This is a genomic window from Roseateles sp. (genome assembly GCF_039595595.1).
Classification (GTDB): domain Bacteria; phylum Pseudomonadota; class Gammaproteobacteria; order Burkholderiales; family Burkholderiaceae_C; genus Roseateles.
Window position 1 is genome coordinate 270,292 of the sequence record NZ_JBCNLG010000004.1, and the last position, 20,691, is coordinate 290,982.

Genomic DNA, 20,691 nt, shown 5'->3' on the forward strand with positions numbered 1-20,691 from the left:
GTCAATTTCCGTCAGAAGAGCGAAAAGAGAGCGCTCCCGCAGCCGGGTTTAGGAAAAACCAATGTGGGACCAGTTATTGCCCTGGCGGGCGCGGCGCTTCAGCGCTCGACGCGCTGCCACTGCCCCTCCCGGAGCAGCTCGTGCGGCAGGAAGCGGGCCTTGTAGGCCATCTTGTCGCTCTGTGCGATCCAGTAGCCCAGGTACAGGTGCGGCAGGCCCAGGTCGCGGGTCTGGCGCAACTGCCACAGCACGTTGTAGGTGCCGTAGCTGACGTTGGCCTCGGGCTCGTAGAAGGTGTAGACCGCCGACAGCCCGTCGCCGAGGATGTCCAGGATGGACACCATCTTCAGCGCGCCGTCGGGCGTGCGGAACTCGACCAGCCGCGAGTTCACCCGGCTCTGCAGCAGGAACTGGGTGTACTGGTCGACGCTGTCGTGGTCCATGCCGCCGCCGCTGTGACGGCCGGCCTGATAGCGCAGATAGAGCTGGTAGTGCTCGTCGCTGTAGCCCAGGCGCATGACGCGCGCCTGCAGCGATTGATGCTGGGTCCAGGCGCGGCGCTGGCTGCGGTTGGGGTGGAACTCCGCCACCGGGATGCGCATCGGCACGCAGGCCTTGCAGCCATCGCAGTAGGGCCGGTACGTGAACATGCCGCTGCGGCGAAAGCCGGCGGCCACCAGGCTGGTGTAGGCGTCGGCGTGGATCAGGTGGCTGGGCGTGGCGACCTGCGAGCGGGCCTGCCGGTCGCTCAGGTAGCTGCAGGGATAGGGCGCGGTCGCATAGAACTGCAGCTCGGCCAGCGGAAGTTCCTTGGGATGCGTCACGGCGTTACAGCGTCACGGAGGCAGGCGGTCGTCGGGGGTTTCGTGCAGGCCCAGACGGGCCCACAGGCGCGGATGATAGGTCCAATCCCCGGGCGCCTGCAGGCCCGCATACGCCGAGAGATGGGACTCGAAGGCCTCGCGCGTGACGGGTGCCGCGCCCAGCGAGGCCAGGTGCGCGGTCTGCTGCTGGCAGTCGATCCAGGGGATGCCGAACTCGCGGCACAGGCAGATCAGCGCGGCCAGCGCGATCTTGGAGGCGTCGGTCCTGCGCATGAACATCGACTCGCCGAAGAACATCCGGCCCAGGTTGACGCCATACAGCCCGCCGGCGAGTTCGCCGTCCATCCAGGTCTCGACCGAATGCACCGTGCCTTCCTCGGCCAGGCGCAGGTAGGCCTGCTGCATCTCCGGGACGATCCAGGTGCCGTCCTGCCCGTCGCGCGGCGTGCTCGCGCAGGCGCGCAGCACCGTCTCGGTGGCGCTGTCGACGCGGATCTCGCAGCCGGGCGTGCGGATGAAGCGCGCGATCGTCTTGCGCAGCGAGCGCGACAGCTTGAAGTCCGCCGTCTTCAGCACCATGCGCGGATCGGTGGTCCACCAGAGGATGGGCTGGCCCTCCCCATACCAGGGGAAGATCCCCCGGGCGTAGGCCGCCCTCAGCCGGGCGGGGCGCAGGTCGCCGCCGGCGGCGAGCAGCCCCGGCGCGTCGCTGCGCGGGCCGAGGGCGCGGCGCGTCGGCGGGAAGTCCAGAGAGTCATCGTCGAGCCAGGGGATCATCCGCTTCATGGTAGCGTGCCGGCTTCTTTCATCCGCCCCCTCGAAGCCCCGCGTTCCCATGATCACCCTCTACGGCATTCCCAATTGCGACACCGTCAAGCGCGCCCGCGCCTGGCTGGACGAGCAGGGCCTCGCGTACCAGTTCCACGACTACAAGAAGCAGGGCGTGCCCGCGGCGAAGCTGCCGCGGTGGATGGGGGAACTCGGCTGGGACAAGGTGCTGAACCGCGCCGGCACCACCTGGCGCAAGCTGGACGAGGCGGCCAAGGCCGGCGCCTCGGACGCGGCCGGCGCCGCCGCGCTGATGGTGGCGCAGCCCAGCGTCATCAAGCGCCCGATCGTCGAATGGGCTGACGGCCGCCTGAGCCTGGGCTTCTCGCCCGAGCTGTTCGCCGCGCATGCGGCCCGCGCCGCCGCGCGCTGAAGGAGTTCCGCATGTTCACCGGCATCGTCCAAGGGATCGCGCAGGTCGCGGAGATCACCGACAAGGAAGGGCTGCGCAGCTTCACGCTGAGCTTCCCGCCCGGCTTCTGCCAGGACCTGGAGATCGGCGCGAGCGTCGCCTGCGACGGCGTCTGCCTGACCGTCACCGCGCTGAAGGGGGACACGCAGGCGGACTTCGACGTGATGCAGCAGAGCCTGAACCTGACCACGCTGGGCCGGCTCGAGCGCGGCGGCCGCCTCAACGTCGAGCGCGCGGCCAAGGACGGGGCGGAGATCGGCGGCCATCCGCTGTCGGGCCACGTCGACTTCATGGCGACGGTCGAGTCCATCCGCCGTCCCGCCAACAACCACGTGATCCGCATCGCGGTGCCGGCGCCGTGGATGCGCTACATCTTCGCCAAGGGCTACATCGCGGTGAACGGCGCCAGCCTGACCGTGGCCGAGGCGGGCCGCCATCCTGACGGCTCGGGCTGGTTCGAGGTCTGGCTGATCCCGGAGACGCTGCGGATGACGACCTTCGCCGACAAGGGCGAGGGCGCGCCGCTGCACATCGAGATCGAGCGCCAGACGCAGGTGATGGTGGACACCGTCCGCGACGCGGTGGCCGAGAAGATCGGCGCGCTGATGCCCGCCTTGAAGGCCTTCGCGCGGGAGCGCGGCCTGGACCTGGGCCTGGACTGAGCGGCCACCGGGGGACAACCCGCATAGCGGGTTCCCCGGCATTTCCCATCCCTACAACACTGGGTGACCTAAGTCACCAGGCTGGCGCTCCTCGCCCGTCGCCGAGGCCCGATCCGGGCCCTTCCGCCCCCTTCCAGCATCGCCGCGAAGCGGCTTTCCAGCCCCTGGTGCCAGGGCTTGCCCTCTGACGGCGCGCCGCATGCCACCCGCCGCCAGGCCGCGCCAGCCCTGGCGATGACGGGGCCAGGACTTGCGCGAGCGTTCGCCTGTCCGCCCTTGCGTGCGAGTGGCGGAGCGTACATCCCGGTCCAACGCCGTTTCGCCATCCCGCCATCTAGGGGGACGTGGAATCCACCACGATGGGGGCCTCGCTTTTTCGTGTCGAGGCCCTAACAATCCGCGACGTTTCGTTGAAATCGTTTGGTTTCGAGACAAGCTTTCGAGACAACAGGGGGAGAAGACGAATGTTGGCCAAAGGCCTGATGGCTGCCGGATTGATTGCCGCGTCGATCGCCGCGATCGCGCAGGTGCCCTATGTGTTCAGCTACAACCCGGGTCCGACCCGGGGCACCAAATGGATGGCCAAGGCCTCCGATGGCGACACCGAAGGCTCGGCCGCGGTGGTCTCGTCGGCGCCGCGCCCGGTGTGGGCCCGTGTCTGCTACACGATCGGCCCGTCGGATAGCGCCGTGTCCGTCTACGCACAGACCCGCAACGAGGAGCCGCGCGCGCTGGAGATCGCCTGGGGCGGCTGCAGCGATGTGTTCGGCACCAGCATCTGGATCGGCAACCCGCACGGCCAGCCGGTCGGCGGCTATTACGGCGTCGCGTCGGCGACGCCCCTTGATTGACCCCTGTTCCCCGAGTCCCGGCCGGCCGGTCCCTTGCGGGCCGCGTCCGTGGCCGCCGACCTGTTCGCAGTCCTGAGATGTCGCTAGAAAAAATGGAGGATCCCATGCTTGCCACCCCCCGCTTCACCCCTGTTTCCGGCTTCGCGCTGAAGTCCGCCCTGTTGCTGTCGCCGCTGCTGCTGGCCGGTTGCATGGCCACCGCGCCCACGATGGGCGACAACAAGGGCACGGTGTCCGGCGCCGCCGGCGGCGCGACGGCCGAGAACAAGAACAGCCAGCTCGAGCATTGCGACGAGACCCTGGGCACGCTGACGATCTTCGAGGACACGAACGCGCCGTGGTGGTCGCAGCTGCGCGACCGCCAACTGGGCTCGACGGTGCCGGTGCTGCGTCTGATGGTCCAGCAGTCCAACTGCTTCGTGATCGTCGAACGCGGCAAGGCCTTCGCCAACATGGAGCGCGAGCGCGCGCTGATGCAGTCCGGTGAAGTGCGCGCCGGCAGCAACTTCGGCCAGGGCCAGATGGTCGCCGCCGACTACACGATGAGCCCCGAGATCCAGTTCGCCGGCAAGACCGGCGGCGGTGGCGGCGGCATCGGCACCGGCGCGATCGGCCTGCTGACCGCCGTGGCGGCCAACATGAGCCAGAACGAAGCGTCGACGACGCTGCTGCTGGTGGACAACCGCTCGGGCGTGCAGATCTCGGCGGCCGAAGGCACGGCCAAGAACTTCGACTTCGGCATCGGCGGCGCCAGCTTCTTCAGCAACACCGCGGTGGCGGGCGGCGCCTACGGCAAGACGCCGGCGGGCAAGGTGATCGTGACCGCCTTCGCGGACTCGTACAACCAGATGGTCAAGGCGCTGCGCAACTACAAGGCGCAGCAGGTCAAGGGCGGCCTGGGCACTGGCGGCCGTCTGGGCGTGCAGGGCGGCTCGACCGCCGCGTCCAAGGAACTGGATCAGGCCGCGCCGGCCGGCACGCCGAAGGCGGCGCCGAAGCCGGCCGCCAAGTCGGCGCCCAAGAAGAGCAACAGCGCGACGGGCACCGGCACGAAGTGAGACAGGCCTGACTGCGTGACCGCCGCATCGGCGGTCATCACGCTCACCGCTTGCAGCGGAACGAAGAAAGGGCGCTGGCGAAAGCCAGCGCCCTTTGAACTTGCTTTGAACTTGCTTTGACCTTGAGAGGCGCCCGAAGGCGCTGCAAGTCCTCGGGTCCTCGGGGCCTCAGGCCGCGATCAGCTGCCGCAGCACGTAGGGCAGGATGCCGCCGTGGCGGTAGTACTCGACCTCGATCGGCGTGTCGATGCGCAGGATCAGCGGCACGCGGCGCTCGGCGCCGTCGGCCGCATGGATGACCAGCGTCGCGGCGGACTGCGGCTTGATCTCGTCGCCGAGCTCGATGTCGATCACCTCGTCGCCCTTCAGGCCCAGCGACTCCCAGGAGTCGCCCGGACGGAACTGCAGCGGCAGCACGCCCATGCCGACCAGGTTGGAGCGGTGGATGCGCTCGAAGCTCTTGGCCACGACCGCCTGGATGCCCAGCAACTGCGTGCCCTTGGCCGCCCAGTCGCGGCTGGAGCCGGTGCCGTACTCCTCGCCGGCAAAGATCACCGTCGGCACGCCCGCAGCGATGTAGCGCATCGCGGCGTCGTAGATGAACTCCTTCTGGCCGCCGGGCTGGAACAGCGTCAGGCCGCCTTCCTCGCGCGAGCCGTCGGGCTTGGCGGGGATCATCAGATTCTTGATCCGCACGTTGGCGAAGGTGCCGCGCATCATGACTTCATGGTTGCCGCGGCGCGAGCCGTAGCTGTTGAAGTCGGCCTTGAGCACGCCTTGCTCCTTCAGATAGGCGCCGGCGGGAGAGGCCTCCTTGATCGAGCCGGCCGGCGAGATGTGGTCGGTGGTGATCGAGTCGCCGAACAGCGCCATGATCCGCGCGCCCTTGACGCCGGCTTCCTGGGCCTCGGGAATCTGCGTGAAGCCGTCGAAGAATGGAGGTTGCGCGATGTAGGTGCTCTTGGGCCAGCTGTAGACTTGGCCGGTGCCGCCCTTGATCTTCTCCCACAGCTTGCCGGGCTCCGACTTGACCTTGCCGTAGTTGGCGCGGAAGGCGTCCGGATTGAGCGCCAGCTTCAGCAGCGCGTGGATCTCGTCGCTGGTCGGCCAGATGTCGCCCAGGTAGACCTCCTTGCCGCCGGTGCCCAGGCCGACCGGCTCGGTCATCAGGTCGCGCGTCACGTTGCCGGCGATCGCGTAGGCCACCACCAGCGGAGGGCTGGCGAGGAAGTTGGCCTTGATGTTGGGGTGGATGCGGGCCTCGAAATTCCGATTGCCCGACAGCACCGCGGCGCAGACCAGGTCGTTGCTGGTGATGGCCTCGTTGATCTCGGGCGTCAGGTCGCCGGCGTTGCCGATGCAGGTGGTGCAGCCGTAGGCGGCGACGGCGAAGCCCAGCTTCTCCAGATAGGGGAGCAGGCCGGCCTTCTCCAGATACTCGGTGACGATGCGCGAGCCCGGGGCCAGCGAGGTCTTGATGTGGGGCTGGACCTTCAGGCCGGCCTCGACCGCCTTCTTGGCCAGCAGGCCGGCGGCCAGCAGCACGCTCGGGTTGGAAGTGTTGGTGCAGGAGGTGATCGCCGCGATCAGCACGTCGCCGTTGAAGATCTCCAGGCCCTTCTGCTTGCCGCCGAGCGCGAAGGCCTTGGGCAGCTTGTCCACCGGCTGATTGAAGCCGTTCTCGGCCACCGGCTTGGTGAACAGCGAGGCGAAGGTCTTGGCCAGGTCGGTGATGACGATGCGGTCCTGCGGGCGCTTGGGGCCGGCCAGCGACGGGGCGACGCTGCCCAGGTCCAGCGACACGACCTGGCTGTAGCGGATGTCGCCGGTCCTCGGCACGCCGAACAGGCCCTGGGCGCGGAAGTAGGCCTCGAAGGCCTCGATCTCGTCCTGCGTGCGGCCGGTGCCCTTGAAGTAGTCGATGGTGCGCTCGTCCACCGGGAAGAAGCCCATCGTGGCGCCGTACTCGGGCGCCATGTTGCCGATGGTGGCGCGGTCGGGCACGGACAGCGAGGCCGTGCCCTCGCCGAAGAACTCGACGAACTTGCCCACCACCTTGGCCTTGCGCAGGATCTCGGTGACGGTGAGCACCAGGTCGGTGGCGGTGACGCCCTCGCGCAGGCGGCCGGTCAGCTCGAAGCCGACCACGTCCGGCGTCAGGAAGTAGACCGGCTGGCCCAGCATGCCGGCCTCGGCCTCGATGCCGCCGACGCCCCAGCCCACGACGCCGATGCCGTTGATCATCGTCGTGTGGCTGTCGGTGCCCACCAGCGTGTCGGGGTAGTACACGGGGCCCGCGCCGCTGCCGGTCTGGCCGCCGGTCTTGTGCACGCCGCGCGCCAGGTATTCGAGGTTGACCTGGTGGACGATGCCGAAGCCGGGCGGGACGACGCCGAAGGTGTCGAAGGCCTGCATGCCCCACTTCATGAATTCATAGCGCTCGCGGTTGCGCTCGAACTCCAGCTTCATGTTCAGGTCCAGCGCCTTGGGGGTGCCGAAGTGGTCGATCATGACCGAGTGGTCGACGACCAGGTCGACCGGCACCAGCGGCTCGATCGTCTTGGGGTCCTTGCCCTGGGCCTGGGCGACGTTGCGCATCGCGGCCAGGTCGGCCAGCAGCGGCACGCCGGTGAAGTCCTGCAGCACCACGCGGGCGACGACGAACGGGATCTCCTCGTTGCGCGGCGCGTTGGGCTGCCAGTTGGCCAGTTGCTCGACGTGCTCGGCGGTCACCCGCTTGCCGTCGCAGTTGCGCAGCACCGACTCCAGCACCAGCCGGATCGACACCGGCAACTGCTTCACGTTGGGGAAACGCTCGGCCAGCTTGGGCAGCGAGTAGTACTTGCCGCTCTTGCCGGATGCGGTCTTGAAGCTGGCGATGGTGTTGGCGAATGCATCGGGCATGGCTCACTCCTTGGCTTTGATCTTGGCGTTCTGGCCGTCGATGGGGGCTGATTGTGGCCTCGACGGCCGATGTTGTGATGACCCCTTTGGGCGAGGGTGTGCGAGGGCGCAACGCCCCCTCTCGAGAGGGGCGGGCACGCGGATTGCAGCAATGCCCCCAATCGGGGCGGGGCGAGGGCCGTTGGCTAACAATGCCCCGAGGACTTGCAGGCCGCCAGCGGCCGGGGCGCGCAAGAACTGACCCCCCGGCTGCTTCCGACCAAGCTTCTTTCGTGTTTCGCGGACGAGGAATCGCATGGATCAGGAACTGATGCCGCCCACGTCGACCACCGCCGCGCGCGCGGCCGAGGCGATCGCCAGCGCGGCTGGCGCGCCGCCGCTGCCGCCGGCCGGCTTGACGCTGCTGCAGCGGCTGTTCTCGGCCTACCCGGGCAGCATGGGGCTGAAGCTGGGGCGCTGGGAGGCCCGGCTGGGCGCGCAGGCACAGCGCGCGCCCGACTTCACGCTGGTGCTGAACGACCCGGCCGCGCTGCGCCGGCTGCTGCTGGGGCGCGACCCGCTGCGTTTCGCGGAGGCCTATTTCACGCAGCAGATCGATGTCGAGGGCGACTTCTTCGCCGCGCTGCAGCTCAAGGATCACCTGCCGGAGCTGACCCTGTCCTGGAGCGACCGGCTGCGGCTGGCCGTGCGGCTGCTGGCGCCGCCGCCCGGCGCGGCGGACGCGGAGCTGCGCGCCGGCGGCGTGCGCCGCCACACGCGGGCCGAGAACAAGGCCGCGATCGCCTTCCATTACGACCTGTCCAACGACTTCTACGCGCTGTGGCTGGACCCGGCGATGGTGTACTCCTGCGCCTATTACGAGACGGAAGGCACCACGCTGGCGCAAGCGCAGTGGGCCAAGCTGGATCACATCTGCCGCAAGCTGCGCCTGCAGCCGGGGGAGGAACTGCTGGACGTGGGCTGCGGCTGGGGCGCGCTGGTGATGCACGCGGCGCGTCATTACGGCGTGAAGGCGGTCGGCATCACGCTCTCGGAGCGTCAACTGGCGCTGGGCCGCGAGCGCATCGCCGCCGCGGGTCTGCAGGGGCAGGTGGAGGTGCGGCTGTGCGATTACCGCGACATGACGGGCCAGTTCGACAAGGTCTCGAGCGTCGGGATGTTCGAGCACGTCGGCTTGAAGAACCTGCCGACCTATTTCGCCAGCGTGCACCGGCTGCTCAAGCCGGGCGGCCTCTTCATGAATCACGGCATCACCCATGAGGAGGACGGCTGGGGCCAGGCGCTCTCGTCGAAATTCATCAACCGGTATGTGTTCCCGGACGGGGAGCTGGACCGGGCGAGCAATGTGCTGCGCGTGATGGAGCAGCAGAAATTCGAGATCCACGACGTCGAGGGCTTGCGCATGCATTACGCGCGCACGCTGCGCGCGTGGGTGGCGCGCCTGGAGGAGAACCACGAGCAGGCGCTGCAGTATGTCGACGAGGCGCATTACCGCATCTGGCGCCTGTACATGGCGGCTTCCGCGCTGGAGTTCGAGACGGGCGAGCTGGGTCTGTACCAGATCCTGGCGAGCAAGCGCGATGGCGGCCCGGCCCCGGTGCCGCTGACGCGCCGCTACATGTACGACCCGCGCTAGGCCAGCGCCGCCGGCCTGTGGCGAGCCGGCACCAGTCTCCGCCTTTGCGGGGAACCCGCGTTGACCGTCCCCCGGCGCACGCGCAAGATGCCCCGCCATGGGGATCCGTCATGACGAAGTCCGGTGCTGGCGGACGGCGATCGAGCGAGGCGCCTTCGGCGTCTGGGACCTGAAGCCGCCGCTGGAACTGGTGCACTACTCGCCGCGCTGGAAGGAACACCTGGGCTTTCCGCATCCGGAGCAGCCTGACAGCACCGCGTTCTGGCGCTGCCGGGTGCATCCGGAGGACCTGGAGCCGATGATGATGGCGCTGCGCGCGCACTTCGACGGGTTCACCGAGGGCTATGAGCATCGATTCCGGCTGCGGAGCAATGGCTCGGGGTACAGGACGGTGCTGTCGCGGGGCAGGGTGGTGCAGCGGGACCATCGGGGCGACGTGGTGCGGATGCTCGGCACCATGGTGGATCTGACGGAGCGGCCGGTGACGCCGTTCGATGACCGGTTTCTCGGCGAGAACCTGTCGCCCGCGGCCTTGGGATGCACGCCGTTCCATGCGCTGCTGGGCGTGCCGGCGACGGATGCGGCGCCGTATGACCCGATGTATGACGACGATGCGGCGCAACTGCTCGACCTCGTCGCGGAAATCCTCGATCAGTCGTTCAGGCAGGCGATGAGCATGCCGTGACCGCCACGGGCCGGGGAAGCCGCTCGGCTAGGTCACCGGCGCCGGATTGAACAGCACGAGCGCGTTCGCGAGCTTGTGCTGTTCCGCCCAGGTCTTCTTCCCGGACGCGACATCCAGCATCAGCCTGAACATCTCCCATCCGAGCTCCTGGATCGTCTTCTCCCCATCGGCGATCTGCCCCGCGTTCACGTCCATCAGGTCATGCCAGCGCCGCGCCAGGTCGCTGCGCGTCGCCACCTTGATCACCGGGCATTGCGCCAGCCCGTACGGCGTGCCGCGCCCCGTCGTGAACACATGCAGGTTCATCCCCGCCGCCAGCTGCAGCGTGCCGCAGATGAAATCGCTCGCCGGCGTCGCCGCATAGATCAGCCCGCGCTGATCGCGCCGCAGCTTGTCCCCGGGCGACAGCACGCCCGAGATCGCCGAGCTGCCGCTCTTCACGATCGAGCCCATCGCCTTCTCGACGATGTTGGACAGCCCGCCCTTCTTGTTGCCCGGGGTCGTGTTGGCGCTGCGATCGACGCTGCCGCGCTTGAGGTACTCGTCGTACCAGGCCATCTCGCGCACCATCGCCTGCGCCACCTCCGGCGTGCTCGCGCGGGAGGTCAGCTGCGCGATGCCATCGCGCACCTCGGTGTTCTCGCTGAACATCACCGTCGCGCCCGCGCGCACCAGCAGGTCGGCGCAGAAGCCCACCGCCGGATTCGCCGTCACGCCCGAGAACGCATCGCTGCCGCCGCACTGCACGCCCACCACCAGCTCCGACGCCGGCACCGTCTCGCGCCGGCGCGCGTTCAAACGCGCCAGGTGGACGCTCGCCTGCGTCATCACCGAATCGATCATCGACATGAAGCCGACGTGCTTCGCATCCTGCAGGCACACGACGTCGAGCCCCTCGTCCGCCGCCTCTGCGCGCCGATCCGCGATCGGGATCACGCCGGGCGGCATCAGCCGCTCGGGCTGCAGCTTCTCGCAGCCCAGGCTGACGACCATCACTTCGCCGCCGAAGTTGGGATTGAGGCTGATGTTGCGCACCGTGCGGATCGGGATCACCGCATCCGGCGCGTCGATCGCCACGCCGCAGCCATAGCTGTGCGCCAGCGCCACGACGTCGTCGACGTTCGGATACTTCGGCAGCAACTCGCGCTTGATGCGCTCGACCGCGAACTCGACCACCCCCGCCACGCATTGCACCGTCTGCGTGATCGCCAGGATGTTGCGCGTGCCCACCGAGCCATCGGCGTTGCGGTAGCCCTGGAAGGTGTAGCCCTCGAGCGGCTCGTGCGCCGGGGCCTGGACCGTGGCCATCGGCAGGCCTTCGAGCTCGCGCGCCGGCGGCATGCGCAGCAGCCGCTCGTGCACCCAGCTGCCGGCCGGGATGTCCTGCAGCGCGTAGCCGATGGGCACCTGGTAGCGCAGCACGGCCGCATCGGCCGGCAGGTCGGTCAGCGCGACCTTGTGGCCTTGCGGCACATGGTCGCGCAGCACCAGGCCGGAGGGCAGCACCGAGCCCTCGGGCAGTCCGCCGTCGTTGGCGACGATGGCGACGTTGTCGGCCTCGTGCATCTGGATGGTCAGCGGGGAGGTGATCATGGAGACTTCCTGGGACGGGTCAACCTGGGAGGGACGGGAACGGCACGGGCTCAGACCGGCTTGAGCTCGACGCGCTTGATCTCGCCGACGATCAGCAGATAGCTCAGCACCGCCACCAGCGCATGGGCGCCGACGAACACCAGCGCGCCGTTGAACGAATGCGTCGTCTGCACGATATAGCCGATGACGATGGGCGTGACGATGCCGGCGACGTTGCCGAAGGTGTTGAAGAGCGCGCCCGACAGGCCGGCGATCTCCTTGGGCGAGGTGTCCGACACCACGGCCCAGCCCAGCGCCCCCAGGCCCTTGCCGAAGAACGCCAGCGCCATGATGCCGACCACGACGGCCTCGATGCCCACGTAGTTGCACGCGATCATCGAGGTCGACAGCAGCATCCCGATCACGATCGGCAGCTTGCGCGCGAAGGTCAGCGAATGGCCGCGGCGCAGTAGCCAGTCGGAGATCACGCCGCCCAGCACCCCGCCGGCGAAGCCGCAGATCGCGGGCAGCGCCGCGACGAAGCCGGCACCCAGCAGCGACATGCCGCGCTCCTTGACCAGGTAGATCGGGAACCAGGTCAGGAAGAAATAGGTGAGCACGTTCACGCAGTACTGCGCGATGTAGACGCCCAGCAGCATGCGGTTGCCCAGCAGCTGCTTGAGATAGCCGAGCCTGGGGCCCGGCGCTGCCTTCGCCGACGCGCCGCCGCAGAGCAGCGCGCCGCCAGCCTCGATGTGCTCGCGCTCCGCGGCGCTGATGGCGGGATGCTCGGCCGGGCTGTTGTGCATCGTGCGCATCCAGACCACGCTCATCAGGATGCCCAGGCCGCCCATGAAGTAGAAGACCTCGGACCAGCCGATGGCATGGACGATCCACGCCATGATCGGCGCGAACAGCACGGTGGCGAAGTACTGCGCCGAGTTGAAGATCGCCGACGCGGTGCCGCGTTCCTTCACCGGGAACCAGGCCGCGACCATGCGGCTGTTGGCGGGGAAGGAGGGCGACTCCGCCAGGCCCACCAGCAGGCGCATCAGGAACAGCGCCGACACCGCCAGCGGCAGGCCGAGGAGCGTCGAGTCCATGCCCATGTGATGCACGGTGCCCTGCAGCATCGTGAACAGCGACCACAGCAGGATGCTCCAGGCATAGACCTGCCTGGCGCCGAAGCGGTCCAGCAACCAGCCGCCGGGCAGCTGGCCCAGCACGTAGGACCAGCTGAAGGCCGAGAAGATGAAGCCCATCTGGACGGCGTCGATGCCCAGTTCCTTGGACAGCACCGGACCGGCGACGCCCACGGTGGCGCGGTCCGCGTAGTTCAGGACGGTGACGATGAAGATCATCGCCAGCACGCCGAAGCGCGCGCGGCCGACCGCGCCCGCGGCCGGGGAGGAGAGGGATAACTGCATGTTGTCTCCGGATCGCATTCGAGGGCCGGTCTGCGCCGGCTTGCATGGCAGGGGAGGAGGAGGCAGGCCTGGTGCAGGCCTGGGCTCAGGCTTGCGTGTAGGCGGTCTTCACGGTGGTGTAGAACTCGGCGGCGTAGCGGCCCTGCTCGCGCGGGCCGTGGCTGGAGGCCTTGCGGCCGCCGAAGGGCACGTGATAGTCGACGCCCGCGGTGGGCAGATTGACCATCACCATGCCGGCCTGCGCGTGGCGCTTGAAGTGCGTCGCATGCTTGAGCGAGGTGGTGGCGATGCCGGACGCGAGGCCGAACGGCGTGTCGTTGGCCAGCGCCAGCGCCTCGTCGTAGTCCCTGGCCCGGATCACGCTCACCACCGGCCCGAAGACCTCTTCGCGGTTGATGCGCATCGCCGGCGCGGTGTCGGTGAACAGCGCGGGCGTCAGGTAGAAGCCCGGCGCGCCCGCGCTGCTGACGGCGATCGCCTCGCCGCCGGCGGCCAGCGTCGCGCCCTCCGCCTGGGCGATGGCGATGTACTCGAGGTCCTGCGCGAGCTGGCGTTCATCGACCACCGGGCCGATGTCGGTGCCGGCCTTGCGGGCGTCATCGACCTTCAGCGACTTCATGCGGTCGACCATCGCGGCGACGAAGCGGTCATGGATGCCCGCCGTCACGATCAGGCGCGAGGACGCCGTGCAGCGCTGTCCGGTCGAGAAGAAGCCGCTGTTGATCGCGGCCGCGACGGCGACGTCCAGGTCCGCGTCGTCGAGCACGACGAACGGGTTCTTGCCGCCCATCTCCAGCTGGAATTTGGCGCCGCGCGCGACGCAGGCCGCGGCGACGCGCTGGCCGGTGGCGACGCTGCCGGTGAAGCTGATCGCGTCGACCTGGCGGTTCTCGAGCAGCTCGGCGCCGACCTCGGAGCCGCGGCCCATGACGAGGTTGAACACGCCGTCGGGCAGGCCCGCGCGCTGGAGGATGTCGGCCAGGGCCCAGGCCGAGCCCGGCACCAGGTCGGCGGGCTTGAGCACGACGCTGTTGCCGAAGGCCAGCGCGGGCGCGATCTTCCAGGCGGGGATCGCGATGGGGAAGTTCCACGGTGTGATCAGGCCCACGACGCCGATGGGCTCGCGCGTCACCTCGACGCCGACGTTCGGGCGCACCGAGGCGATCACGTCACCGCCGGCGCGCAGCGCCTCGCCCGCGAAGAACTTGAAGATGTTGCCGGCGCGGGCGACCTCGCCGATCGCCTCGGGCAGGGTCTTGCCTTCCTCGCGCGCCAGCAGGTCGCCCAGCTCGGCCTTGCGGGCCAGGATCTCGGCGCCGGCGGCGTCCAGGATGTCGAAGCGCTGCTGCGGCGTGGACAGGCTCCACTTGCTGAAGGCGGCACGCGCCGCGTCGATGGCGGCGCGGGTCTGCGCGACATCGGCCTGCGCGTACTCACCGACCACGTCGCCGGTGTCGCTCGGGTTGATGTTGCGCGAGGCGCGGGCGCCCTCGACCCACTCGCCATTGATGAGATTCTTGAACATGGGCACTGCTCCGCGCGCGCTCACTGCGGGCCCAGCTTGGCCATCAGCGCGCCCAGTTCGTCGAACTCGGCCGGCTTGAGGTCCGACAGCGGCGGCCGCACCGGCCCGGCGGTGTGGCCGGCGAGCGTGGCGCCGGCCTTCACGATCGAGACCGCGTAGCCCTGGCCCTTGTTGCGCAGCGCGATGTAGGGGAGGAAGAAGTCCTGGATGAGGCGGTCGGTGGTCGCGGTGTCGCCGGCGGCGTGCGCGTTGTAGAAGTCGATCGCGGTCTTGGGGATGAAGTTGAAGACGGCCGACGAGTACACCGGGCAGCCCATCGCGCGGTAGGCGCCGGCGAAGACCTCGGCGGTGGGCAGGCCGCCCAGGTAGCTGAAGCGGTCACCGAGCCGCTGGCGGATCGAGACGAAGGACTCGATGTCGCCGATGCCGTCCTTGAAGCCGATCAGGTTGGGGCAGGTGTCGGCGAGCTTGAGCAGCGATTCGGGCGTCAGGCGGCAGGCGCCGCGGTTGTAGACGATCACGCCGAACTTGACGCTGCGGCACACGGCCTGCACGTGCGCCACCAGACCCTCCTGCGAGGCCTCGGTCAGGTAGTGCGGGAGCAGCAGGATGCCCTGCGCGCCCAGGCGCTCGGCTTCCTGCGCGTACTGGATGGCGACGCGGGTGGGACCGCCGGCGCCCGCGATGATGGGCATCCTGCCCTGGCAGGTCTGGACGGCGACGCGGATGACGTCGCTGTACTCCTTGGGCTCGAGGGAGAAGAACTCGCCGGTGCCGCCGGCCGCGAACAGCGCGGTCGCGCCGTAGGGCATCAGCCATTCCAGGCGCTCGGCATAGGGCTTGGGCGCGAAGTTCAGCTGGGCGTCGAAGTCGGTCAGCGGGAAGGACAGCAGGCCGTGGGAAATGGTGGCCTTGAGGTCTTGCGGCGAGGTCATGAGGGCGTGTCTCCGTGGCTACAACAGCGCTGGCAACTCCGATCGCACCAGGATTGGTACCGGTACCAGCATGAGGCGCATCGTAACGAGCGCCGCCACGGCGTTCAAGAAGAAGTCGTACAACTGCGGGTATGTACCTAGATGGCGGGCGGGCGCCGTCGGGCGCGCGGTCTTCCCGCCGCCCACAGCAGCGGCAGCACGCCTGCGGACCAGAGCCACGCCATGCCGGGCTCTGGAACGACGGTGGGCGCCGGGAGGTCGACCAGGGACGGGCCGACGATGTGCCCGAAGTCGACGAAGCCTTCGTAACCGGGCGGGCCGCTGGTGCCGCCGCCGGTGAAGAGATAGAAGTTGTTGGCCGTGTCGGTGCTGACGCCCCGCGGGGTCGAGAACCAGAACACCAGATCGCCGGTGTACGTGGCATTGACGGTCCTGTTGGTCCATCCCCAGTACGAGCCTGAGATCGACAGCGGCGGCGCCGCGTCCCCGACCAGCATCACGAAGTTGAAGTCGTCGGGCTGGCCGGTGGCGACGGGCAAGGGGAAGGACCAGTTGCCCTTCAGGTTCTCGCGGACGGCGAACTCCACGTACCCGAGCGACGAGAGCGCGCGCGAATCGACCGTGTAGGTGTAGGTGTACAGCTTGGTCGCCGCGTTGTAGCTCACGGCGCCGGTGACCGCCGAGGCGGCTTGCGCCGGCGGCGTCGCCGTCAGCGCGGCCAGCGCGGTGAGCGCGCAGCCGGCGATGCTCAGCACTCGCTTCATGGGACTCTCCCTGGTCCCCGCGACAACCACGCGTCGAGGACCTCCACCGACTCTAGACGCGGGCGCCCCGAACACAAGCCGTCATCGGGCCTGGAAGCCGTTCACGGGGACATGGGGCGGCGGCGTCCCTTTGGCCACGCGATTTCCGAAGAAGCCGACGCGATCGCCATCAGCCGGTCCGGATGGACCTCCGCCTGCGCCACCAGCGCGCCTGAGAGAGACCGCTGCGGTCAGAGCTCCGCGACGAAGTCGTCGATCTGGAACGGCACGCAGATCGTGTGCGTCCGGAGACTGCTCTTGCTGAGCTTGACCACCAGCTTCACGAGCTCCGAGCTCTCACGGCAGTCGCCGCGCTGCAGGCCCGCGAAGCGATGCTTCGCCCCGCTCAGCGACGCCAGCAGGTCTGTGGTGTTCTGGGCGGGGACCAGCGAGTCCGTGCTGAAGTGGTAGAGCTTCACCTGCGCCTGCGGCAGGTCGTAGACCTGAGTCGTGCCGGCGAGCGTGTTCGCGCCCAACTGCGCCACGAGGTCGGGCTGGTTCCGGTTTTTGTACGAGAGCAGGAAGGCTGGCAGGAACTGGCCATCCGGCGAGAAGACCTGCGCAGGATCGAAGGGCAGATTTCCGTAGGCCTTGTAGCTGCTCATCACATCGCGGACGTGGCTGGGCAGGAAGCTCATGTCCTCATGCAGCGCGTAGGCGTCGGGGGCCGCGCCGCCGGCGGTCAGGAGGGGGCCATTGAAGGTGCGATAGATGTCGTAGGGGCCCTCGGCTACGGAGATCATCCGGATCGTGCCTTCCCGCGCGAGATGGGGCAGCGCCGCGATCGCCGAGTACCCGCCTTGCGAAGCGCCGATGATGCGCAGGTCGGGTCCGGGTTTCGCGAGATGCTTCTGAAGGAAATGCTCGCGCACGGCGCGCAGCATGTCCTGCGTCTGCGCGGCGGTATCCGCCGCGACCAGGTAGGCCTGCGGCAGGGCGGCGCTCTCGCCCAGACCGATCAGGTCCGGCGCCAGGAACAGGTGACCTTTCGCGGCGGCGATCAGGCCAGGGACCGCGATCGCGTTGGCGCCCAGCGACGGCGCGTCCGCCTGATCTCGTATCGCGCCGCGCTGCCCGACGACCACGGGCATGCCGTTGTAATCGACCGGGGTGCCGCCGAGGTTCTGTTCCGGTGCGATGACCAGGCCGCTCAGCGTGACCGGATTGCCGCGCGAGTCCGCGCTGCGATAGGTGATGCGGCTCAGGTGTGCGCCATGCTTCGCGTCGGGCCGGGCCAAATGGGGCAGCTCGCGCCGCAGCATCGCCTTGAGCAGCGCTGCCTCGAATGGCCGGTGCTTGGCGAGCCGTTCGGCGAAGGCATCGAGGACGCCGTCGATCGCCGCTCTGGAGACATGCGCCGACTCCGGTATCGGCGACAGCTTCAGCGCCTGGTCGCTGACGGCGACCAGACTGCCGCGGCGCTCCGTGCCCGTCGTGAAGAACGTCACCGTCTTGCCGTTCAGGTGCAGCGCATAGGGCGTGCCGGGGCGAAGCGGCTGGACGGGCTCGAGGGTGCGGGTGCCGACGATGCCGCCGTCGGGATTGGTCCATTCATTGGCCGTGACGACGGCCGTGGGGACCTTGGCCATGGCCTTGTCGACCAGCGCGATGTCATCGCAGGCGCCAGCTTTTTCCGACGAGTAGACGACGGTCATCAGCGGGTCGATGAAGCCGGCGGTGACGGAGGCCTCGGGCGTGACGCGCAGCACCTTGCAGGCGGCCGTCGGCGCGGGTGGCGGGTCGCCCTTGTCCTTGCTGCCACCGCAGGCGGCCAGGAGGATCGGCAGCGCGAGCACCGGCAGGAGCTTGGACAGAAGGGAGTGAGGAGGTCATCGCATGGGAGAGTGATGGTGAGTGGGAGCCGGAGATGGTCTCGACGCCGTGACACCGGCTCAATGCGCAGACCTGGCGTCCGCGGCATGCCCAGGTGACTCATCGGGGGGGCGGACTCCCCCTGTGTGGGGAATGTGGCTTGCCGGAGATCGGATGCCGGACGCCTGTCATCGACGTGCGTACCGCTCTGTGTAGACTCTTCCCCCGATGACTTCGACGGCCCGTTTCCTGACCTCAATGCCTGACCCCGTCCCTGGCACCGACGCCGCGGCGGACGCGCCGCCCGCACGGGCGGCGACGCCGCGATTCGACCGGCTCGACGCGTTGCGCGGCGTGGCGATGGTCTGGATGACCGCCTTCCACTTCTGCTTCGACCTGAGCTACTTCAAGCTCATCCTGGCGGACTTCTACCGCGACCCCTTCTGGACCTGGCAACGCAGCGCGATCGTCAGCCTGTTCCTGCTGTGCGCGGGCATGGGGCAGGCGGTGGCCCTGTCGCAGGGCCAGACGGCCGACCGCTTCTGGCGCCGGTGGGGGCAGATCATGGGCTGCGCGCTGCTGGTGTCGATCGGCTCGTGGTGGATGTTTCCGCGTTCGTTCATCAGCTTCGGCGTGCTGCACGGCATGGCGCTGATGCTGATCCTGGTGCGTTTCGGCTTCGCGCGGCTGCCCACCGCCGCGCTGTGGGCGCTGGGGGCGGTGGCGATCGCGCTGCCTTTCCTGATCGCGCATCCCTTCTTCGACACCCGCACCACCAACTGGGTGGGCCTGGTCACGCACAAGCCGCTGACCGAGGACTACGTGCCGGTGCTGCCCTGGCTGGGCCCGATGCTGTGGGGCTGCGCGCTGATGCGCGCCGCGGCGGTGCGGGCCTGGTTCACGCGGCCGCTGCTGCCCGCGCTGAAGCCCTTGTCGGCGATGGGACGCTGGTCACTGTCGTACTACATGGTCCATCAGCCGGTGATGATCGGCGCGCTGATGGGGGCGCGGCAGCTGGGCTGGCTCTAGGCGCGGACCTGCCGCGGCGATGTCCCGTCACAGTTCGCCGAGGAAATCGTTCAGCACGAACGGGAAGCAGATCAGGTGCGTCGTGGAGACGCTGCGGGCGTGCTTCAGGATTTCTCGCACCACGGGCGAGTGCTCACGGCAGTCTCCGGGTTCCGCGTGCGGGACATCCGGGCGCTGTTGCTGCAGCCGGGCGAGCATGTCGTCGGTGTTGCGCGCGGCCAGCAGTGTGTCGCCGCTGTAGCGGTAGAGCTTGACCGTCGCCAGCGGCAGATGATGGCGCTGCGAGCCCTCCGCCAGGCTGTTCACGGCGAGGTGCGCGGTCAGCGCCGGATGCTTGCCGTTCCTGTAATCGGCCAGGAAGCCGGGCAGCGGCGCGCCGCGCTCGTCGAAGGTGGTCGCCGGGTCGTAGCGCAGGCCCTGGTAGGCGGCCATCGCGTCCAGCATCGGGCGCAGGTACTCGGGCAGGCGGGCCAGATCGGCATGCGCGGAGTAGTCGTCGCGAGCCTCGCCGGCGGCGGCCCGCAGCGCGCTGTCCACGGTGCGATGGATGTTGTACGGCCCGGCGCCGCCGTAGACGGCGCGCACGGTGCCGTGGCGCGACAGCGCCGGCAGCGCGGCCATCGACGAGAACGCGCCCTGCGACAGTCCGACCACGCGCAGGTCGGGGCCGGGCTGGGCGGCGTGGACCTGCTGGAGATGCTCGCGCACCGCGGCCAGCATGTCCTCGGTGTGCGCCGAGGCGTCCTTGGCGATCACGAAGGCCTGCGGCCGCGTGGCCGACTCGCCCAGGCCGATCAGGTCGGGGGCGACATAGAGGTGGCCCTTGCCCGCGGCCCAGAGGCCCGGCAGCAGCATGAAGTTCGCGCCTGAGGAGGGCGCGGGATCCGTGCTGGCCGTGGACGGATGCTGTCCGAGCACGAGTGGCAGACCGTTGAGGTCCACGGCGGCACCGCCCTTGGCGGCGGCGGGCAGCACCAGCAGGCCGCTGAGCGTGACCGGCGCGCCGGAGGCATCGGTGCTGCGGTAGAGCACGCGCTGGACCTGGGCATCATGGATCGCGCCGGGGTCGGCGATGCGGGGCAGTTCCAAACGCAGCAAGGGCATGAGCATGGCCGCGAGCTCGCTGGGAATGTCGTGCGCCTTCAACTGCCCCTTGAGGAGGATGTCGGCCAGTTGGTTGATGTCCTTCCTGGGGATGCGGCTGGCGGCGGGCAGGCCTGGAACGTTCACCGTCACGTCCTGGACCGCCAGCACCTGGCCGCGCCGTTCGGTGCCGGCCGTGAAGGTCGCGACCGGCGTGCCGGCGAGCACGATGCCGTAGCTCGCGGACGGCTCGAGGCCGCTGGCCGGTTCGATCGTCATCGACCCTGCCACGCCGCCGTCTGGCAGGGCCTGCTCCGTGGCAGCCACGGTGCGGGTGGGCAGGGGGCGGCCTGTCGCGTCGTGGAGCGAGAGCGAGGCGCAGCGTTCAGCGACTGGCGATCGATAGATCGCGGAGATCCGCGGATTCACGGCTGCCCCCTTCAGCGCATTGGCGGGCGTGACGTGCAGGAGCTCGCAGCTGGGCGGTTCGACGGCCGCTTCCGGGGATCCCTGGCTCTTGGGGCCGTCGCAGGCGGCCAGCAGCAGGGACAGGATCAGGAACAACGAGGGGCGCATGGTGCGGCGAAGCAGGGATGGGCGTTGATCGTCGGCGCGCCGAGGAGAAGCTTCAATGCGGCGTCCTGA

Annotated in this window: 17 protein-coding genes; 7 read left to right on the top strand and 10 right to left on the bottom strand. The window is 69.0% G+C overall.

All coding sequences use genetic code 11. The annotated features are described in order from the left end of the window. Positions 1 to 98: 98 nt before the first annotated feature. The gene (locus ABDW61_RS08130; protein ID WP_343637933.1) at positions 99 to 824 is read right to left on the bottom strand and encodes an arginyltransferase; all 726 of its coding nucleotides are present in this window, start codon (positions 822 to 824) and stop codon (positions 99 to 101) included. 12 nt (positions 825 to 836) lie between these two features. Continuing rightward, a complete protein-coding gene (gene aat / locus ABDW61_RS08135) occupies positions 837 to 1,601 on the bottom strand; it encodes a leucyl/phenylalanyl-tRNA--protein transferase (RefSeq protein WP_343637970.1) in 765 nt (254 codons plus the stop codon). A gap of 58 nt (positions 1,602 to 1,659) precedes the next feature. Between aat and ABDW61_RS08140 the strand changes: the two genes are divergently transcribed. The 4 genes from ABDW61_RS08140 to ABDW61_RS08155 all read left to right on the top strand — a co-directional run bounded on the left by ABDW61_RS08140 (position 1,660) and on the right by ABDW61_RS08155 (position 4,635). Beyond that, positions 1,660 to 2,025 carry an ArsC family reductase gene (locus tag ABDW61_RS08140; RefSeq protein WP_343637934.1) on the top strand — a complete coding sequence of 122 codons (366 nt, stop codon included), beginning with the start codon at positions 1,660 to 1,662 and terminating at the stop codon, positions 2,023 to 2,025. 11 nt (positions 2,026 to 2,036) lie between these two features. Next, on the top strand, positions 2,037 to 2,726 hold the full coding sequence (locus ABDW61_RS08145) for a riboflavin synthase subunit alpha (protein ID WP_343637935.1): 690 nt from the start codon (positions 2,037 to 2,039) through the stop codon (positions 2,724 to 2,726). Positions 2,727 to 3,190: 464 nt separating this feature from the next. Further along, positions 3,191 to 3,577 (top strand): hypothetical protein, encoded by a 387-nt coding sequence (locus tag ABDW61_RS08150; protein WP_343637936.1) that lies wholly within the window; start codon positions 3,191 to 3,193, stop codon positions 3,575 to 3,577. A 104-nt stretch (positions 3,578 to 3,681) separates the two neighbouring features. After that, a complete protein-coding gene (locus tag ABDW61_RS08155; protein WP_343637937.1) occupies positions 3,682 to 4,635 on the top strand; it encodes a CsgG/HfaB family protein in 954 nt (317 codons plus the stop codon). Positions 4,636 to 4,803: 168 nt separating this feature from the next. Here the strand turns inward: ABDW61_RS08155 and acnA are convergent, their stop codons facing one another. Beyond that, the gene (gene acnA, locus ABDW61_RS08160; protein WP_343637938.1) at positions 4,804 to 7,539 is read right to left on the bottom strand and encodes an aconitate hydratase AcnA; all 2,736 of its coding nucleotides are present in this window, start codon (positions 7,537 to 7,539) and stop codon (positions 4,804 to 4,806) included. 295 nt (positions 7,540 to 7,834) lie between these two features. Between acnA and ABDW61_RS08165 the strand changes: the two genes are divergently transcribed. Further along, the gene (locus tag ABDW61_RS08165; RefSeq protein ID WP_343637939.1) at positions 7,835 to 9,175 is read left to right on the top strand and encodes a class I SAM-dependent methyltransferase; all 1,341 of its coding nucleotides are present in this window, start codon (positions 7,835 to 7,837) and stop codon (positions 9,173 to 9,175) included. A gap of 97 nt (positions 9,176 to 9,272) precedes the next feature. Beyond that, on the top strand, positions 9,273 to 9,860 hold the full coding sequence (locus tag ABDW61_RS08170) for a PAS domain-containing protein (RefSeq protein WP_343637940.1): 588 nt from the start codon (positions 9,273 to 9,275) through the stop codon (positions 9,858 to 9,860). 27 nt (positions 9,861 to 9,887) lie between these two features. On the opposite strand, the gene garD is transcribed toward ABDW61_RS08170, so the two are convergent. From garD to ABDW61_RS08200, 6 genes are all read right to left on the bottom strand, one after another. After that, positions 9,888 to 11,453, bottom strand: coding sequence for a galactarate dehydratase (gene garD / locus ABDW61_RS08175; RefSeq protein WP_343637941.1), 1,566 nt, complete (start codon positions 11,451 to 11,453; stop codon positions 9,888 to 9,890). A gap of 50 nt (positions 11,454 to 11,503) precedes the next feature. After that, entirely contained in the window at positions 11,504 to 12,859 is a 1,356-nt protein-coding gene (locus ABDW61_RS08180) for an MFS transporter (protein WP_343637942.1), read from the bottom strand. Positions 12,860 to 12,944: 85 nt separating this feature from the next. Further along, positions 12,945 to 14,384, bottom strand: a complete 1,440-nt coding sequence (locus tag ABDW61_RS08185) for an aldehyde dehydrogenase family protein (protein ID WP_343637943.1) — start codon at positions 14,382 to 14,384, stop codon at positions 12,945 to 12,947. Positions 14,385 to 14,404: 20 nt separating this feature from the next. After that, complete coding sequence (kdgD, locus tag ABDW61_RS08190) at positions 14,405 to 15,319, bottom strand: 5-dehydro-4-deoxyglucarate dehydratase (protein WP_343637944.1); 915 nt, start codon at positions 15,317 to 15,319, stop codon at positions 14,405 to 14,407. Between the two features lie 137 nt (positions 15,320 to 15,456). After that, on the bottom strand, positions 15,457 to 16,083 hold the full coding sequence (locus tag ABDW61_RS08195) for a hypothetical protein (protein ID WP_343637945.1): 627 nt from the start codon (positions 16,081 to 16,083) through the stop codon (positions 15,457 to 15,459). A gap of 230 nt (positions 16,084 to 16,313) precedes the next feature. Next, positions 16,314 to 17,918 carry a hypothetical protein gene (locus ABDW61_RS08200; RefSeq protein WP_343637946.1) on the bottom strand — a complete coding sequence of 535 codons (1,605 nt, stop codon included), beginning with the start codon at positions 17,916 to 17,918 and terminating at the stop codon, positions 16,314 to 16,316. A 274-nt stretch (positions 17,919 to 18,192) separates the two neighbouring features. Between ABDW61_RS08200 and ABDW61_RS08205 the strand changes: the two genes are divergently transcribed. After that, positions 18,193 to 18,963 (top strand): heparan-alpha-glucosaminide N-acetyltransferase, encoded by a 771-nt coding sequence (locus ABDW61_RS08205; RefSeq protein ID WP_343637947.1) that lies wholly within the window; start codon positions 18,193 to 18,195, stop codon positions 18,961 to 18,963. 27 nt (positions 18,964 to 18,990) lie between these two features. On the opposite strand, the gene ABDW61_RS08210 is transcribed toward ABDW61_RS08205, so the two are convergent. After that, on the bottom strand, positions 18,991 to 20,622 hold the full coding sequence (locus tag ABDW61_RS08210) for a hypothetical protein (RefSeq protein WP_343637948.1): 1,632 nt from the start codon (positions 20,620 to 20,622) through the stop codon (positions 18,991 to 18,993). Positions 20,623 to 20,691 lie beyond the last annotated feature (69 nt).